The organism is Coprococcus eutactus (assembly GCF_025149915.1).
GTDB lineage: Bacteria > Bacillota > Clostridia > Lachnospirales > Lachnospiraceae > Coprococcus > Coprococcus eutactus.
Window position 1 is genome coordinate 2788888 of sequence record NZ_CP102278.1, and the last position, 18740, is coordinate 2807627.

General features: G+C 43.1%; 17 protein-coding genes and 1 other annotated feature. Of the genes, 2 read left to right on the forward strand and 15 right to left on the reverse strand.

What is annotated here, in order from left to right:
• Positions 1-13: 13 nt before the first annotated feature.
• The 7 genes from rpoB to NQ536_RS12435 all read right to left on the reverse strand — a co-directional run bounded on the left by rpoB (position 14) and on the right by NQ536_RS12435 (position 9073).
• Positions 14-3895 carry a DNA-directed RNA polymerase subunit beta gene (gene rpoB, locus NQ536_RS12405; RefSeq protein ID WP_004850615.1) on the reverse strand — a complete coding sequence of 1294 codons (3882 nt, stop codon included), beginning with the start codon at positions 3893-3895 and terminating at the stop codon, positions 14-16.
• 387 nt (positions 3896-4282) lie between these two features.
• The gene (rplL, locus tag NQ536_RS12410) at positions 4283-4651 is read right to left on the reverse strand and encodes a 50S ribosomal protein L7/L12 (protein WP_015534196.1); all 369 of its coding nucleotides are present in this window, start codon (positions 4649-4651) and stop codon (positions 4283-4285) included.
• A 28-nt stretch (positions 4652-4679) separates the two neighbouring features.
• Complete coding sequence (locus NQ536_RS12415) at positions 4680-4835, reverse strand: hypothetical protein (RefSeq protein WP_004850618.1); 156 nt, start codon at positions 4833-4835, stop codon at positions 4680-4682.
• 5 nt (positions 4836-4840) lie between these two features.
• Positions 4841-5329, reverse strand: a complete 489-nt coding sequence (gene rplJ, locus NQ536_RS12420; protein ID WP_022058935.1) for a 50S ribosomal protein L10 — start codon at positions 5327-5329, stop codon at positions 4841-4843.
• A 35-nt stretch (positions 5330-5364) separates the two neighbouring features.
• Positions 5365-5503, reverse strand: a sequence feature (ribosomal protein L10 leader region).
• A gap of 57 nt (positions 5504-5560) precedes the next feature.
• On the reverse strand, positions 5561-6088 hold the full coding sequence (locus tag NQ536_RS12425; protein WP_004850622.1) for an N-acetylmuramoyl-L-alanine amidase family protein: 528 nt from the start codon (positions 6086-6088) through the stop codon (positions 5561-5563).
• 63 nt (positions 6089-6151) lie between these two features.
• Positions 6152-7228: a glycoside hydrolase family 25 protein gene (locus tag NQ536_RS12430; protein WP_004850623.1), complete on the reverse strand. Its 1077-nt coding sequence runs from the start codon at positions 7226-7228 to the stop codon at positions 6152-6154.
• Positions 7229-7330: 102 nt separating this feature from the next.
• Entirely contained in the window at positions 7331-9073 is a 1743-nt protein-coding gene (locus NQ536_RS12435) for an alpha/beta hydrolase fold domain-containing protein (RefSeq protein WP_004850624.1), read from the reverse strand.
• A 228-nt stretch (positions 9074-9301) separates the two neighbouring features.
• Here NQ536_RS12435 and panD point away from each other — a divergent pair, with 228 nt between their 5' ends.
• Positions 9302-9688 (forward strand): aspartate 1-decarboxylase, encoded by a 387-nt coding sequence (gene panD, locus NQ536_RS12440; protein ID WP_022058937.1) that lies wholly within the window; start codon positions 9302-9304, stop codon positions 9686-9688.
• A gap of 101 nt (positions 9689-9789) precedes the next feature.
• On the opposite strand, the gene NQ536_RS12445 is transcribed toward panD, so the two are convergent.
• From NQ536_RS12445 to NQ536_RS12470, 6 genes are all read right to left on the reverse strand, one after another.
• The gene (locus tag NQ536_RS12445; protein ID WP_004850627.1) at positions 9790-10530 is read right to left on the reverse strand and encodes an HAD family hydrolase; all 741 of its coding nucleotides are present in this window, start codon (positions 10528-10530) and stop codon (positions 9790-9792) included.
• An 88-nt stretch (positions 10531-10618) separates the two neighbouring features.
• A complete protein-coding gene (locus NQ536_RS12450) occupies positions 10619-11248 on the reverse strand; it encodes a TIGR01440 family protein (protein ID WP_081445856.1) in 630 nt (209 codons plus the stop codon).
• Positions 11249-11472: 224 nt separating this feature from the next.
• Positions 11473-12003 carry an N-acetyltransferase gene (locus tag NQ536_RS12455; RefSeq protein ID WP_004850632.1) on the reverse strand — a complete coding sequence of 177 codons (531 nt, stop codon included), beginning with the start codon at positions 12001-12003 and terminating at the stop codon, positions 11473-11475.
• 2 nt (positions 12004-12005) lie between these two features.
• On the reverse strand, positions 12006-12941 hold the full coding sequence (locus NQ536_RS12460) for a DUF4097 family beta strand repeat-containing protein (RefSeq protein ID WP_022058940.1): 936 nt from the start codon (positions 12939-12941) through the stop codon (positions 12006-12008).
• 200 nt (positions 12942-13141) lie between these two features.
• Complete coding sequence (locus NQ536_RS12465; RefSeq protein WP_004850636.1) at positions 13142-13315, reverse strand: hypothetical protein; 174 nt, start codon at positions 13313-13315, stop codon at positions 13142-13144.
• A 177-nt stretch (positions 13316-13492) separates the two neighbouring features.
• Complete coding sequence (locus NQ536_RS12470) at positions 13493-13969, reverse strand: methylglyoxal synthase (protein ID WP_004850638.1); 477 nt, start codon at positions 13967-13969, stop codon at positions 13493-13495.
• Positions 13970-14437: 468 nt separating this feature from the next.
• On the opposite strand from NQ536_RS12470, the gene NQ536_RS12475 reads away from it, so the two are divergent.
• Positions 14438-15910 (forward strand): DUF1846 domain-containing protein, encoded by a 1473-nt coding sequence (locus NQ536_RS12475; protein WP_004850639.1) that lies wholly within the window; start codon positions 14438-14440, stop codon positions 15908-15910.
• A gap of 172 nt (positions 15911-16082) precedes the next feature.
• Here NQ536_RS12475 and NQ536_RS12480 read toward each other — a convergent pair whose 3' ends face one another.
• Entirely contained in the window at positions 16083-16754 is a 672-nt protein-coding gene (locus NQ536_RS12480; RefSeq protein WP_022058942.1) for a YoaK family protein, read from the reverse strand.
• A 245-nt stretch (positions 16755-16999) separates the two neighbouring features.
• Positions 17000-18691 carry a fibronectin type III domain-containing protein gene (locus NQ536_RS12485; protein WP_044997929.1) on the reverse strand — a complete coding sequence of 564 codons (1692 nt, stop codon included), beginning with the start codon at positions 18689-18691 and terminating at the stop codon, positions 17000-17002.
• Positions 18692-18740: the final 49 nt, after the last annotated feature.

An 18740-nucleotide genomic window follows, 5' to 3' on the forward strand; every position in this document is an offset into this window, starting at 1 on the left:
CAAAGCTCCTTTCTTATTCTTCATCATCCACAAAATCTGAATCGACGTCATCATTCATATCCGCTTCGTCAACCTCTGAGAATCCGTTGGCCTCAAGTTCAGCAGCATCATCGCCTCTGAATATCTCGGGTGCCTCCGTCTCCTCTGAATCATCTCTGTCTGACGATCTGTCGCTGAGAAGCCTCTTGATACTTGGATTGTAATCGTATGCTTCCATAGTCTCGCTGAGATCTACTTCTACCATCTTCTTATTACCATCCTCATCATCTTCCTCTCTGACAACTCTTACATCAAGTCCGAGTGCCTGGAACTCCTTGAGAAGAACCTTGAACGACTCAGGAACTCCTGGTGCAGGTATGTTCTCGCCCTTGATGATAGCCTCATATGTCTTCACACGTCCGATAACATCATCAGACTTAACTGTCAGAATCTCCTGCAGTGTATATGAAGCACCATAAGCCTCAAGAGCCCAAACCTCCATCTCTCCAAATCTCTGTCCACCGAACTGAGCTTTACCACCCAGTGGCTGCTGTGTTACGAGTGAGTACGGACCAGTTGAACGAGCGTGGATCTTATCGTCAACCAAATGGTGCAGTTTGAGATAATGCATGTAACCAATAGTTACAGGTGCATCAAAGTTCTCTCCTGTTCTACCATCGCGGAGCTGAACCTTACCTGTTCTGTTGATAGGTACACCCTTCCACTCTGCTCTGTGATCTCTATTCTTGTAAAGGAAGTCCATAACTTCCGGTTTTACTGTATCCTTGTACTTGGCCTCAAAGTCTTCCCAAGTACCATTTGCATAGTCATTTGCCATCTCCAGTGTATCCATGATGTCAAACTCGGTTGCACCGTTGAATACCGGAGTCGATACCTTGAAGCCAAGGACCTGTGAAGCAAGCCCAAGATGTATCTCAAGAACCTGTCCGATATTCATTCGTGAAGGAACACCCAGTGGATTAAGCACAATATCAAGAGGACGACCATTTGGAAGGAATGGCATATCCTCAACAGGGAGCACTCGTGAAACTACACCCTTGTTACCATGACGACCAGCCATCTTATCTCCGACCTGTATCTTTCTCTTCTGTGCTATATAAACTCGAACCTTCTTGTCTACACCTGCCGGAAGATCATCTCCGTCAGCACGTGTAAATACCTTTGCATCTATAACTATACCGAACGCTCCGTGTGGAACCTTCAGTGATGTATCTCTTACCTCTCTTGCCTTCTCACCAAAGATAGCACGAAGAAGTCTCTCCTCTGCTGTGAGCTCTGTCTCTCCCTTCGGAGTTACCTTACCGACAAGAATATCACCGGCACGAACCTCAGCACCGATTCTGATGATACCATTCTCATCAAGATCCTTGAGAACGTCATTTGAAAGTCCTGCAAGATCTCTTGTGATCTCTTCCTTACCAAGCTTTGTATCACGAGCCTCACACTCGTACTTCTCGATATGGATAGATGTATATACATCATCTCTTACAAGTCTCTCGCTGAGAAGAACCGCATCCTCGTAGTTGTAACCTTCCCATGTCATAAATCCGATAAGAGGGTTCTTACCAAGTGCGATCTCTCCACCTGATGTTGAAGGACCATCAGCAATAACATCTCCAGCCTTGACATGGTCGCCCTTGAACACGATAGGTCTCTGGTTCATACAGTTACCCTGATTGCTTCGTGCAAACTTAATAACATGGTATACATCCTTTTTGCCATCCTCATCTGCTCTTATACAGATTTCCGTGCTGTTTGAATACTCAACAACACCATCTCTCTTGGCAACTACGCAGACACCTGAATCAACAGCTGCCTTTGCCTCCATTCCTGTTCCAACCACAGCTGACTCTGTCATCATAAGAGGAACCGCCTGACGCTGCATGTTAGATCCCATAAGGGCACGGTTAGCATCATCGTTCTGTAAGAAAGGAATCATAGATGTAGCAACTGAGAATACCATCTTAGGTGATACATCCATAAGGTCTACCTTGGACTTAGGGAACTCGGTCGTATCAGCTCTAAATCTACCTGATACGTTGTTTCTTACAAAATGTCCGTCGGCATCTATAGGCTCATTAGCCTGTACTACTCTGTATCTGTCTTCCTCATCAGCCGTGAGATATACTACCTCGTCAGTTACTACAGGATTCTTAGGATCTGTCTTGTCAAGTCTTCTGTATGGAGCCTCAACAAAACCATACTCGTTGATACGCGCATATGTAGCCAGCGAGTTGATAAGTCCGATGTTAGGTCCCTCAGGGGTCTCGATAGGACACATTCTACCGTAATGTGTATAGTGTACATCTCGAACCTCGAATCCGGCTCTATCTCGTGAAAGTCCACCAGGGCCAAGGGCTGAAAGTCTTCTCTTGTGAGTCAGCTCCGACAGAGGGTTATTCTGATCCATAAACTGTGACAGCTGTGAACTTCCGAAAAACTCCTTAACTGCAGCTGTTACAGGCTTGATATTTATAAGGGACTGAGGTGTTATAGACTCAGCATCCTGTGTTGTCATTCTCTCTCTTACGACTCTCTCAAGTCTTGAAAGACCGATTCTGTACTGGTTCTGAAGAAGTTCTCCAACCGCTCTGATACGTCTGTTGCCCAGATGATCGATATCATCATCAAATCCAATGCCATACTCAAGATGAATATTGTAGTTGATAGATGCAAATATATCTTCCTTTGTGATGTGCTTTGGCACAAGGTCTGACATATCGCGCTCAACTGCAGCCTTCAGCTTCTCTGTGTCATCACCATATTCCTCAAGGAGTCCCTCAAGAACCGGATAGTATACACGCTCAACTATGCCCAGCTCAGCAGGGTCAAAGTCAACATAATTTGCTATATTAACCATCATATTGGAAAGAACCTTCACGTTTCTCTCCTCAGTCTGGATCATTACATATGGAACTGCAGCATCCTGAATTGTGTCAGCAAGCTCCTCTGATACTACTGTACCTGCCTCAGCTATAACCTCTCCTGTGCTAGGATCGATAGCATCCTCAGCCAGCACATGTCCTGCAATGCGGGCCTTAAGGGCAAGCTTCTTGTTGAACTTATAACGTCCAACCTTGGCGAGATCGTATCTTCTAGCATCAAAGAACATGGCATTGATAAGGCTCTCTGCATTCTCCACTACCGAAGGCTCGTCTGGTCTGATCTTCTTGTAAAGTTCAACTACACCCTCTGAGTATGACTTTGCAGGATCCTTGTTAAGGCTCTCCATGATCTTTGGCTCCTCGCCAAACAAATCTATGATCTCCTGATCTGTTCCAAGACCAAGTGCACGGATAAGAACAGTTACTGGTACTTTTCTAGTTCTATCAACACGGACATAGAATACATCGTTGGAATCAGTCTCGTACTCCAGCCATGCACCTCTGTTCGGAATAACTGTACATGCATACAGCTTCTTACCAACCTTATCATGAGTTATATCATAGTAGATACCAGGTGAACGAACCAACTGGCTGACTATAACTCGCTCTGCACCATTGATAACGAATGTTCCTGTCTCTGTCATAAGCGGAAGATCACCCATGAAGATCTCATATTCCGGCATATCCGGAGCATCCTTCACCCTGAGTCTAACCTTAACTCTGAGTGGAGCTGCATATGTTGCATCTCTCTCCTTGCATTCCTCGATACTGTACTTCAAGTCATTCTTGCAGAACTGAAAATCTACAAATTCAAGACTATACTGACCAGAGTAATCAGTGATTGGAGAAATATCCCTAAATGCTTCCCTCAGACCGTCAGTTAAGAACCAATTGTATGAATTCTTCTGAACCTCAATGAAGTTAGGCATATCCAGGACGTCCTTCTGCTTCGCATAGCTCATTCTGTAGCCTTTTCCAGACTTGACAGGACTAATTCTGTTCTTTTCCATCGACACATTCACCCCTTGGAATTTATTTTTATGCTTTTTAGGACAACCTTAAGTTATATAAGTGTTTCAAAGCCATTTATCAGGCTATCATGGGATGTTCGCACACGAACCCATAATAGTGACAGTATACTATACTATCAGCAAATGCAATATTTGTCAACTAGTTTTTGGATTTTTTTGAATAAAAGAAAATATGTATCATTATCAGCTGATCACTTATCATAATACATATTGAATCGTATCATATATCTATACCGAACGGCTCTCGGACAACATCAAGCCAACGGCATCAAATTTATTTATAGAAAAAACCGGTCTGACGGCACTCGGATGTACCGCCAGACCGAATAATATCTTATTTACTAATATTACGATCAAGTAATCAAATTACTTTAATGTAACCTTAGCTCCCTCAGCCTCAAGCTTTGTCTTAGCTTCCTCAGCCTCTTCCTTAGTAGCGTCCTCCTTGATTACCTTTGGAGCGCCATCAACTGCGTCCTTAGCTTCCTTAAGGCCTAAACCTGTAAGCTCACGAACAACCTTGATAACCTTAACCTTGTTAGGACCAACCTCTGTAAGCTCTACGTTGAATGAATCCTTCTCCTCAGCTGCTGCTGCACCGTCAGCACCTGCTGCTGCAACTACAACGCCTGCTGCTGCTGATACGCCGAACTCCTCTTCGCAAGCCTTAACTAAGTCATTTAACTCTAATACTGATAAACCTTTGATTACTTCAATAATTTCCTGAGTTGTCATTATGTTTTCCTCCATATAATATAATTTGTTATTTTGTAATGTATCCACACACCATTCTCGTCTCATGCGGATACCCCTTGTCCATGATATAGACATTCAATTGTCCGATAAGCTTCTTCAGCGAAACTCTCACCAGACATTCCTTTAAGCACACATCCGCGTTTGAATATACGCTCAAGGTCATACTTCTTATGCTTCCTTCTGCTCTGCGATCTGCTTGATAACTCGAGCGAAGTTTGCGATAGGTGACTGGATACTTCCAAGGAACTTGGAAATAAGAACCTCTCTTGAAGGAATCTTTGCAATAACCTGGATTCCCTCTGCATCGTAGAATGTTCCTTCTACAACACCACCCTTAAGCTCAAGAGCTGGGGCATCCTTTGCGAAATCTGCAAGTACTCTTGCAGCTGCTGTAGCATCTTCCTTGCAGATTGCAAGACCAGTTGGTCCCTCTAAACAACCCTTAAGGCCTTCGAACTCTGTTCCCTCGATAGCAAAATTGACCATTGTGTTCTTGTATACCTTGTATACAACACCAGCTTCTCTTAAATTCTTACGGAGCTGTGTATCCTGCTCAACTGTAAGACCACGATAGTCTACAACTACTGCAGTAGCAGCGCCTTCAAGATTTGCCTTGATCTCTTCTACTATTGGCTTCTTTAACTCTACCTTTGCCATAATGCGCCTCCTTATTTTACTAATGACTGCACATTCAAGATATAAAAAAACTCTCAAAGCCATAAGACTTGAGAGTATATTGTTAAATCAATTAACGATATCTTTCCTCGGTAGGTGATGTGATATCTTACGCCTTGCGGCACCTACTGTCTTCGGCAGTTCATCGTTGCCTAATATAACACACTACGATTACAGTGTCAACTATATTTTAAATTATTTTCTTATTTTCTCCTATATCGTTTCCCCAACCGCATCCGCTATAGCCGATGCGATAGCCTCAAAATTGTAATCATATAGGTAATTATCGTAGTCATTGTTTATAAATCCAGTTTCTACAAGCACCGCTGGCATCTGCGTTCTTCTAAGGACCGCCAGCCCTGGGCGCTCTTCTACATTTATGTTTCTAAAACCAAGTTTTTCAAGTTCATTGTTGATGTTCTGTGCTAGTTCGTATTTGATTCCGCTTTTGTCATACACCAGAGTCTGCACGCCGTTGTAGCCATTCGGCTCGGGAGAAGAATTCCTGTGAAGGGATATGAAATAATCCGCCCCTCTTTCATTTCCTATCTGCGCCTTTCTCGCGGGCGAATCGTACACATCCGTGGTTCTGGTATATTCCACGTCATAGCCTCGCCTTTCCAGTTCATCTCCGAGTGCAAGTGCAAGGTTGAGGTTGTCATTCTTCTCAAGGCGTCCCTCGTAGGATGCCCCGTTGTCATAACCGCCATGTCCGGCATCTATCATTATCTTTGCAGCCATAATATATAACCTGTTTTTTCTATATATTATGTCAGTTTCACATTTTCAAGAACTCCTATATAATTAATTCTTAAACCAGAGATTCAGATCAACATCACCGTACACGCCGTCAACACTTCCGGATTCTGTGTACTGCCATCCCGTATATTTATATGGAAAGTTTGGGACATTTGCATAGTGGGCAAGCCACAGCTCGTAGTCGCCAAGTCTGTCCATGTCAAGGCACTGGGCAAACATATTTCTGCTGGCATATATCATAGGCGTGTATCCTGCCGCCTTGATCGTCTCACAAAAGCCTACCACACCGTCTGTTCTCTCATCAACAGAGGCATTGTCGCCCCTCGCCTCGTTATCGCCTATAAGCTCTGAGTCAATAACTATAGGATATGTGACCTTCATCTTGCCGATCTGCTTCAGAACAAACTTTGCTTCCTCCACACCCTCATCATATGTTATTGCCTGTGTAAAGAAATACAATCCGGTCGGGACCTTATGTTTTATGACAGCTGCCTTGTTGTCCTCAAAGCTTGAATCAAGCATGAGTCCACCCTCTGTGTAACCTCGATATCCAACCCGGAGCATAACAAAGTCTATATCCTTGTTCGCCGACAATGTTTCCCAGTCTATATCTCCCTGAAACGTTGACAGATCCACACCCACAAGGGTTTCGTCTATATTATCATCACTGTAGTGCATATACCCGTCATCTCCAGTGTAGAACCGTTCTGTATCTAGATTGTTTCTGGCAACCTTGTCACTTATCTTATAGAGCAGCGCATCCGGTCCTAGATCACCGACATTGATATACGCTGTCGGTATATAATTCCAGTAATTGTCATATATGCTGCTGGTTATCTCGGTGTCCTCTATCGTGTACCCAGCTTCATAGCTGAGCCCCGGTGAAGCCTTCGAACTTGTAAACCCCCACACCCGACCTATCACTGTACCTATTATAAGTCCTATTATCAGACATATCGTGCCAACAAGTATGCACCAGTTTCTGGTAAACTTTTTCACCTGAATCGTATCCATAACTATATCATCTCTTTCTTCTGTTGTGTCTAGCTGTATAATCCTTCTGCCTGTTGCTGTTATTTGCCATCTGTTTGTTATATATTTTTTGTTATCTGTTTCCGCCATCCGCTTCTTCTGATCAGCTTACCGCGTTTTCTATTTTACCAGCCCACTCCCGATATGTCGTCTTAATTTTCCTGACATATGGTGTGAATACAAACATAAATATCAGACAAGGAAATGTTCTGTTCCAAGACGCAGGTGTATGATCTTGTCATATTTCTTCTTGATCGAATGTCTGAACTTCGCGCACTCCTTAGGTGAAAGCATTCTCTCCAGGTCACCACCCCTGAATATTGTCTCGTCACAGAGTATCTTATATTTTACATTCCAATCATACATAAGACTTGTACAGTTATCTATGCTGAATCTAAGCATACTACCCTTATTTCTTCCCATGAACACATTTATATTCCACATCCGCTTAGCCACAGAATTCTTCGCGTCGAACACAACCTCCGCGCCCGGAAACTTTCGCCACACAGCATTAAGAAATCCCTTCAGTCTCTCACGGTCAAAATACTTTGTCATATCGTATAAAACAAATAGTATCGCCGTGTCACGTGGCTTTGTTATCTGCTCAAGCCATCTATAATCAAGTATATTCTCACCTATGTTCACCTCTCTGTCTCGGGTGTCCATGTATTTTCTGCGCAGATCTATCCTCTCAGGCAAATCCACGTTGTACCACTTTATACGACCGTTATCCACCCTGCCAAACATCGTGTCAAGCTCGGCTCCAACATTTACGATTATGCCATCGGCATATCTGTTGATGAAGTTTCCTACCCTGTCATCCATTGCCACCAGCCTCTCCATGATAACTGTTCTGTCATAGAATGTATACTGGGAATTTCTGTTCTTATGTTCTATTCCTATCTTGTCCGCCAGTCTGATAGATTCTGAATCCTCATAGAGTTTCGGGTATCTCTCCGCCATCATGGCGCGACACCATATATCATTCTCTATATCTGCCGGCACAAAATCCGAATCTCCCTTGATACTCGCCACTATCTTTTTTATTACGGTTTTGCATTCAGGAATATATGGGTGGTCAAAATAATCATGCACCACAGAATAATACTGGTAAAAGTTGACCTTTGTGCTTGTTCTCTTTATCTTGTCGTACAGTCTCCTCGCATAACAGTTGAGCATGTCACCATCGCTCGTGAATATATCTATCTCATCGCATATGTCTGTCAGATCTGAGTACACAGGACTGGTAACATCCACTTTTCCCTCCGAGTCCTTTACCCAGTACTGTCTGAGAAAGCTTCTGATCTCCGGAGTGTAATAGTAGCCGTACACGAACTTCCGCCTGTCTCCCATCTCCTGTTCCAGCTCACGGTCTTCAAACTCAGTGTCGAGAACTGGAGAGCACAATATCAGTTTGTCTGGTCTTCTGATTCCCGTCTTCCAAAGCTGTATCGCGACCGACAGTGCAAGGCATGCCCCCGACGAATCTCCAATCAGGACTATCCTGTTCGCATCTTCCTTCTCACAGAGTTTCTCATAGGCTCCCGCCAGCATATCAACAGCCTCCGCCGCCGAATGATCTGGGGCAATTGGATATACCGGCACGACCGCTCCATATCCTGTACTCTCCACGGTATCCAGCACAAACCTCCACTCATTTCGACTCATCTGAGATACGAAACCACCTCCGTGAAGGAACATGAAGTACTCTTTCACTGAAGCATTCTTTGGTGTTACATAGAAACACATGCCTCCCTTTTCAAACACCGAACGAATATTTATCTTGTTTTCATTGTAAACAGGGGGATTATAATCCTGCTTCTTCTGCCGTTTCACCGCCAACTTATATATATCTGAAGCTTTCATTCTCATATCATCAAGCATTATATGCCCCAGTTTTTCAAATGCCATGTTCAAATAATTCTGACTTCCCATTACTCACCTTTCCCGTCAAACGCCTATCCATCTCATGCAATTATTTTTGCACATGTACCACATTTAATCAAGAAATGATTTCATTTCCTGTTGCAATCTCGCCAATTTATGATATTATAATTGCGACAAGCATGGGCAGCTTCGATTTGTTTCGTGGTGCTAATGCTTGTTTCGTTGTAGACTGACCAGACTGCCAATCCATCGGTGGCAGTAGAAAGGCAAAAGCTTATGAATATCACAATGTTAAAGAGCAAAATTCACAGAGCTGTCGTAACCCAGGCCGAACTTAACTACGTAGGAAGCATAACTGTCGATTCAGAACTTCTGAAGGCGGCCGGAATCCTTGAGTACGAGCTTGTACAGATAGTGGATATAGAGAACGGCAACCGTTTCGAGACATACACCATCGCTGGTGAACCAGGATCTGGTGTCATGTGTCTGAACGGAGCAGCAGCCCGTCAGGTTCAGGTAGGAGATCACATAATCCTTATGTGTTACGCTTCCATGACTCCCGATGAGGCAAATGAGCATACACCTAAGGTCGTATTTGTAAATGACGACAATACCATATCAAGGATAACCGATTACGAAAAGCACGGTGAACTGTTCAGCTAAATGTCAAGTGATACCGGTGCAACTCAATATATAACGCCAAGCAGCGGCAGCCCATATACATGTTTACAGTATGTATGGGCTGCCGCTGTTTTTTAACGGACTTATTCTTCTCCGAGCAGGTACTCACACAGCTTTGCCATATCCGGCTCATCCAGCATTATGTCCGACTTTATATATCTCTGGTCATCATCCACAGGTGACAGTTTTGAGTGGATATAACATGTATGAAGTCTCGCCTGCCTTGCCGCCATGATATCACACACCGCATCATTACCAACCATTATAGAACGGTTTGGATTGATGTGATTTCTGTCCAACATCTGCTGATAAAATACCGCATCCGGTTTCATGGCACCAAAATCCGATGACAATGATATGTCTGTGAAATATTCCTCTATTCCAAGTTTCTGTATCTCCGGCAGTGTGTATACCCTCTGTGCATTTGAAAGCACATAAAGTTTCTTTCCAGAATTCTTCAGTCTGCCAAGCATCTCTTTCACACCATCATACAACTTTATATATTCAGTGGATGTCTTCCTGAACTCCTGTGCAGCCTTCACCGTGAGTTCAGCGCAGTCATCTGCATCCTGATCTTTCTTTCGCGTGAGCTGTTCGAACACATCCAGTATCTGTATCTCCGGGAATTTGAATTTCTTCTTTGCCATCGCCTGTTCAGCGCGTCTCACTTGTCTCTTATACTTTGACCTGAGTCCCGCAGGATTGTATTTCACGCCGTGCTCCGCATAGAATTCACACATATGCTTCCACACTGCTATATCTTCCTCGTCAGTGTGTATATCTATGAGAGTTCCATATAAATCGAATATTATATTGTCGTACATCCTGTTCCTCCTAGCAAATAATAATCCATAAATTTTCTATCTATTTCTTATCTTTTTCTTATCTTTTTTCCTATCTATACTTTCTATTTTATATTCCCTCTCTGTAGCCGGCTCTGATCCCGCCTATATATTTGGCTCTGGTTCTCGCCATGACCACATGGGCTCCGCCGACCATGCTGTGCTCTGATCTCACCGGCACAGCAACCGGTGCAAGGTGCATTCCTATCAAAGTATCTCCTATATCTATTCCCGCCTGTGCCTGAATATATTCTATTGCAACAGGCTCCTTCATCTCCGCATAAGCCGCAGTGGCAAATGAACCTCCAGCCTTAAGCTGCGGAACAACGTTAACTATAGGTATCCTGTTCTCCTTTGCGTACGCCTTCTCCACTATAATAGCTCTATTCAAATGCTCACAGCACTGGGCTGCCATATATATTCCTGTTCCCGAAAGTTCATCTAATATTGCACTGGCTATGCATTTGCCTATATCCTCACTGGAAAATGAGCCTATTCTCATATTTGCAACCTCGCTGGAGGAACATCCTATGACAAGTGCATCCCCTGGTTCAAGATTAGCAACCTCAAGAAGATCTCTCACGGCACCACGCACCTCCTGGTCTATCTCCGCCAGATGTCCAAACTGTTCCGTAGCTACGCCCTGTCCCTTCGGTCTGAGACCACCCTGGAATTCAGTCTCACCTGATGTCACCGTCATACTCTCAGCATCCGATACTACAGCCTCTCCGTCGCCCGTCACATTGACATACTCGTCCTTGTCTATGGACACTGGGACTCCGGTCTTCCCGAGCACAGTCACACCGCCATACCATGTGCTGTCCACCTCAAGAATATCCCCTACATTATACTCCATTGAATACTCATCCTTTTTCTGTATGATCTTTACCTTCATGATCTCTGCCTCTTTTCTATTCTAAGTCTCTATATACGTTTTATTATTTTATATAGAAGAGATCCATACATTACTATCATGACCTCCTCATATTCCTGTTTTGTCACATACTCTCCATAGGTGAGCATCTCATATGTCACCCCCGCCTCTCTGACCTGATAATCAAGCAGATCCAGACCATTTCTATTGTAAAATGCCTTTCTTCGGCATCTCTGTTCATAGTTTGGAGCATCTTTATCCAGCGGCTCTATATTTAGAAATATCTTCGTATCTCCATACTTTTCATGCACACACCTTAATATCTCTGAGCCATATCCGCCATCCCTGGCATCCTCGGCTATCGCAAGAAACATCAGTGTCTTCACGCTGTCATTTCCTATCACATAGGTCAGTCCGACAAATCTGTCACCATCCAGCACCGCAGAAAATTCTGCCTTACCCTGATGGCACCTTCTAGTCAGCATCCACATAGGAGGTCTCTCCTCCCTCGGAAACGCCGTCACAAACAGCTGTCTGACCTGTTTCCTGTATTTATTTGCATTTACAAATTCCAATTGCATTTCTATCCCTCTACATATTTTATCGTAACATCTCCGGAATCAGTTGTAACCACACAGCATCCATTATATTTCTCCACAATTTCCGGAATGTCTATATCTCCACTCCGACTGTCTATAGTTATCTGCTTTGGTGATAAAAACGTTGCATGTATATCACCCTTGACTGAATCAAACACAAATGTCGGGCTGTCACAGCCCTCCACAAGTATGTCACCTTTCTTTGATTTGTAGGCCGATGTGCTGTTTGCAAGCAGATTGTAGCCTTCAAACTTTCCATCACCAACGCTGAACCTGATGTTGTCTGCCACAACGTTGACAACCGACAAATTACCGCTCTTCCCTTCATAATACAGATTTCTCACATTGATCGTAGCCAAGCTCACATCGCCCGATTCGCTCGCAAGCTGAACAGTGTCCGCAGTGATATTTACAAGATACATGCTGCCGCTCTTTTCCGTGACATCAAGCGTATTGCACCTTATCGACTGACTCGCTGATATCTGTCCTGACTCTGACACCAGTTCTATTTTATCGTACTGTCTTGCAGGGATCTCAATAGTTACATAGGGATCCTCACCAAATCCAATATCTGAGCCAAAGGTTCTGTCATCCTCACATGTAATCACAAGCGTATTATCCTCCACATAGATCGAATGGATCACCTCATCTGAATCATAATAATGCACATGGCACTTGCCATCCGCTGAGGACTGAAGATCCACAGCCATATCCTTCGCTGCCTGTATACTAACATTGTCAAACAGATCTTTGATGTTCACAGTCTTTTCCTCATATGAACTCTTGGCACCAGCCTTCTTCTCTTCTTTTATCTCTCTGCCCGCCTTGTAGCCCAGAACCGCCGATGTGACAGTTATTCCAAGGATCGCACATACAGCAAGCGCTATTATCGCCCGCATTAACCATTTGGCTGCTCTCAATATACTTACCTCCCTGTTCCTCCACCCATTATATATACAAACCGGGTGTAATGCAAATCATCCGGTATAGCAACCACAAATACCTCTTGCGGATACGGTCTTGAAAAGTATTCTTTATCGCATAAAAATTCCCCGGATCACAGTTTTTATTCTATGATCCGGAGAGATATTCCGCTAAACTATGATATTTAACTGTTTCACTATTTGCTGACCGCAACACTCTTTGGAGTACTCCATGCGGAATAGTAAGTTTTCTTACCTACAGTCTTGTAGCTTCTAACGCTCACATAGTATCTCTTGCCCTTTGTGAGACCTGTGATATTCTTCGCAACGCCCTTGCTGCCTGCCATCTTTATAACTTTTGCTCTGGACATATTGCTTACAATGAATTAATGTAAAAATATACAATACATTTTGTGCATTTTAACAGATAAGACCACCAATGGAACCAGGCCCCTCCACTATCTCTGCCTAAAATAGAAAAAATCCACAGGTCGGCTGACATTTGCCAGATATCCTGTGGATCCTTAGACTTCATTATCACTATACAATTATTTTCCCAGCGCATTCGCCCTGTTGTCGATATTCTTCTGGAAATTTATAACCTGATGATCATACGTCTCATCCATCAGCTTCGACTGAATCATAAAGTCCGCTGTGGCTTTGTTGTTCGCCATCGGTATGTCATATACCTGAGCGATACGGAGCAGAGCCTTCACATCCGGATCGTGTGGAGCTGCCGTGAGGGGATCAGAGAAGAAAACTACAAAATCTATCCTTCCCTCGACAATCTTCGCACCAATCTGCTGGTCTCCTCCAAGCGGACCGCTGTTGTAACCCTTCACCTGAAGATTGGTTCTATCTGTTATCATGCGGGCCGTTGTTCCCGTTCCGCACAGCTCATGCTGGCTCAATATGTCCCTATTGTCCTCGCACCACTTGATGAGCTCTTCCTTCTTCGCATCATGGGCGATAAGAGCTATCCTCTTCCGCTTTGGTATGGTCATTGTGATGTAATCTGCACTCATATTTGTACCTCCTATCACTGCAATTTTATCTGTTCTTCTTCAATTCCAATACGTTCAATACGATTGATCAAGGCTGGCTTGTTTTTCTAAAAACGTCGCGTTCTTTCAGGCAACGGTCCTTCTACGTTCTACCTTTTGTAAGTGTTACCCTTACATCCTTACTCTACCCAATCTGCCCATTATTTTCAATACAAAACATAACAATACAGAAAATTTTTACTACATTATTACATTTGCAATTTTGCCTAACTTTCCTCTGTTTTTTCTCCCATCTGTGTGGTATTCTCTTATAGAATGCTTTATAATTTTAAGTATTATTTCTTATTTCATTATTTTGTTAAAATGTTTCCGTCCCAGCCAGAGCAAGTTCATTCTATCACTTAGTTTTTGGGGCAGAACAATTTTTCATAAAGAGATACGCAGGCAATTCATGTGCCCGCTCAATTATAGTTTAAGGAGATTAACAAAATGAGAAAAATTGGCTTTGACAATGACAAATATCTGTCCATGCAGTCTGAGCATATCAGAGAGAGAATCGGACAGTTCGGGGACAAGCTGTATCTGGAATTTGGTGGAAAGCTGTTCGATGACTACCACGCATCCAGGGTCCTTCCGGGATTCGCACCGGACAGTAAGCTGCAGATGCTTCTCCAGCTTGCAGATCAGGCTGAGATGATCATTTCCATCAATGCTGCCGACATAGAGCGCAACAAGATCAGACACGACCTCGGCATCACTTACGATCAGGATGTTATCAGACTGATCGGCGTATACAAAGAAAAGGGATTATACGTCAGCAGCGTAGTCATCACAAGATACGCCGGCCAGTCTTCCGCAGATGTATTCCAGAAGAAGCTTGAAGCAATAGGAATCAAGGTTTACCACCACTATTCAATCGATGGATACCCAAACAACATAGAGAAGATAGTCAGTGACGAAGGCTACGGAAAGAACGATTATGTTGAGACCACAAGACCTCTCGTCATCGTTACAGCACCGGGACCTGGAAGTGGCAAGATGGCTACATGTCTCTCCCAGCTCTACCACGAAAACAAACGTGGTGTGAAGGCGGGCTATGCGAAATTTGAGACATTCCCAATCTGGAATATACCTCTCAAGCACCCTGTCAACCTTGCTTACGAGGCAGCAACAGCCGACCTCAACGACGTGAACATGATCGATCCGTTCCATCTGGAGGCATACGGCGAGACTACCGTCAACTACAACCGTGATATAGAGATCTATCCTGTTCTTGCGGCTATGTTCGAGGGAATCTACGGACACTGCCCATACAAGTCCCCTACAGATATGGGCGTCAACATGGCGGGAAACTGCATCGTTGACGACGAGGCATGTCAAGAGGCTTCAAAGCAGGAGATCATCAGAAGATATTATCAGTCACTGAACAGATTTGTCAGAGACGAGGCAACAAAGGATGAGGTCTACAAGCAGGAACTCATCATGAAGCAGGCAAAAATAACTGTGGATGACCGCGCTGTTGTCCCTGTAGCCAACAAACTTGCCGAGGAGACCGGTTCTGCCGCTGCAGCGCTTGAACTGCCAGACGGAACCATAGTTACAGGTTCTACCTCGGACCTTCTCGGACCTTCATCAGCTGTCCTCCTGAATGCCATCAAGATCCTTGGCGGCATAGACAAGAAGACACACCTGATCTCAAGGACATTTATCGAGCCTATACAGAAGCTCAAGACCCAGTACCTTGGAAGCAGGAATCCAAGACTCCATACCGACGAGGTTCTCATAGCCCTTTCAATGTGTGCAGTATCAGATCCGAATGCAAAGCTTGCACTGCAGCAGCTGCCAAAGCTTTCAGGATGCCAGCTTCACACATCTGCCATACTGTCAGCGGTTGATATGAACACATTCAAGAAGCTTGGAATCGAGCTCACAAACGAAGCTGTGTATGAGGGAAGAATGTAGCAAGCTAGTGGGTTCTCAAATATTAAGCGCATAAAATTTTCATCTTTTACATAAAATCGGCAGAAAGATACAAGACATTTGAAAAATGTATCTTTCTGCCGATTTTTGGATTTTTATAGATAATTTTGTGGTCTTTTGAACGCCAATCTACTCTTTATATAAAAGCGTCGTGTTACCTCTTCTCCTTATACATCATAAGATGCGCCACAATAAGCAGTACACTTGATATCCATATCGACCTGAGTCCAAGGTGGAGTGTACACACGCCACCTGCCCCGGCACCGATTGCGAATATGATAATTATTCCATAGTAGTGCATAGCCTTTCTGAGCGCCCCCGGCTCTTTATCTCTGAGATATACCGATAAACTTTCCGTTCCGCTTCGGAGATTTCCTATGCACATCGTGCTGGCATATCCGTAGCCATTTACCTTTCTGAAGGTCTGAACCTGCATGGAGCAGGCAAATGACACAAGCATAGTGGCAAGCAGATTGAATCTCTCCGGTATGAACCCAACCGCAAACAATATCACGATCTCCACCAGAACAACTATCTGCCTCCAATGGATACGGGATGCATTCTTGTATCTGTGGCTTATCCGCTCCGCCACCAGAACTCCAAGCGCAAATGCTATTATTGGAAAAAGGTATCTCAGTGCAATCCTCAGATCTCCCATCATAAGATGCTGGCTCATAAGAACCACATTTCCGGTCTGGGCATTTGAGAATACTTCATCTCTGGCATTGTATGTATACGCATCCTGAAATCCGCCGGAAAGCGCAAGTATAGCACTTAAAAGGAATGTCTCCGACGTCTGTCTGAGTTCACGGTTCTTTCTCTGCATGTCTTTCATCCTTTTCCCTGTCTGTTTTTTAATAAATGCATCCTCTTCCAGTTACAAATATACAACTGATGTTGTTTATCCATTTGATCAAGACGCATATATAATAATCTTCTCTATAAAATAGCACATTTTCTAAAATTTACAAGCATATAAAAAACTGGAACCTCCCCCCTTTTCACATATCAGGGACAGATTCCAGTTCCTATAATTTTATAAAAATATACTATGTCATAATACGATTATGTTTAGTAAGCTGGCCATAAATCCTTACGAATAACTTTTCCTCTCGGACTATATAAAACAGTACCGATTATCTTCCCATCACTGGCCAGTATATATCTCTTATAGTTGATCAGCTTATCCTTTGAGTTATAAAAATAACATGTATTATATTTATCATTTATGGTAACCGACTTGCCTAGATACTTCATATTTGCATTGTACTGCTTGGAAATGTACTTTGCTTTTTTCCCTTTTCTAACTTCACCTTGTATTGAACTCCCTACGATCTTTCCTTTTTTATTTCTTAATATACTATAGGTGTACGTGTCAACCTTTCCTGCAAGCTTACCAATCTTTGTCTGTATTTTTGTCCTCATGGTTACTCCAACAAAAGTCTTACCATTACATTTACTAAATGAAGCCACATCAAAATAGTAATAATAATTCTGACTGTCATTAGGCAATTGCAGCTTATATTTATTTTTTGTAACCTTTATTGTTTTGTATAATTTGGACTTTCCACTACTATATTTTCTATTTCTATATAATCTTATATAATAACCTGAGTTCTTAGGAACCTTACCAAATTCTATATTATAGTATCTTGAATAAACGTCATAGCTTGTGCCTTTTTGCTTAAGCTCATAGCACTCATCAAAGCCGTATTTAACCTTAGGTATTGTAGCCGTTTTTATAATATCAGATGCTTCCCCAACATATATTTTTGTTTTTGATGTCTGATAGTCAAAATTCTCAGTATAAGCCACAATTTTAAATGTATAGACAGTCGCTGGTGTCAATCCGCTTAAATAATAAAATATTCTACCCTTGCTCTTCTTTGAATTTGATGGGATATACTGTCTTGCATTTTTGAATTTTGTCCACTTACGTGTTGTTGCATTATAGACATATATTTTATATCCAGTAACTCCCTCATCATACTTCCAGTTCAGCCTAACCGCGCTTTCATAATTTGATACAATTATATTTTTGTTATTTTTTTGCGTATCTCCTAAAGATATACCTGTAACTTTAGCAGGTCTCGTATATTCAAAATATGCTGAAGACTGCGCAGTTAAAACTGTCTTACCTGCATTTGTGCCATATGCCTTAACATAAAATTTATATTTTGTATTTGCACTTAACTTTCCAACTGTTGCCTTTCTCGTGGTACTGTTACATACTACATTCCACTTACCATTCTTATACATATACACTTCATACTTCTTTGTGCCCTTAACCTCGCTCCACTTGAGAGTGATACTGTTAGCAGTCTGTGTCGACACTATCTTGCTGATCTTGGCTTTTGAGATCTTGAAGTTCGCCTTATTTGTTCCCTTGTACTTGTCCTTGTACGTAATCTTCACTGTTGCCGTTCCCGGATAAGTGTTGTTCGCATACGTACATGCATAATCTGTTCCGTTCTTCAAAGTAACACGCTTGCCTTTGACAGTTCCGATGATCTTCACTGTCGGCTTTTTTGCTGCGCCATCATACACATACGACGATGTACTCAGACTGACGCTAAAATTGCTGGCGTCTATCTGAGGATCTGTCGGTGATGCGTCCCCCGGTGTTGCCACATCTGCAGCAACCACCGCCTGGGCATCCTCTGCCGCATACGCCTTTACCTCACCGCCAAATCCGGTGAAACTGCCAATTGCCATAACTGCTGACAACGCAAGTGCCAGCATTCTTGTAGATGTTTTTCTCATATCTGTCTCTCCTCTCTTAATAGATAACGTAACGTTTAACCATATACAA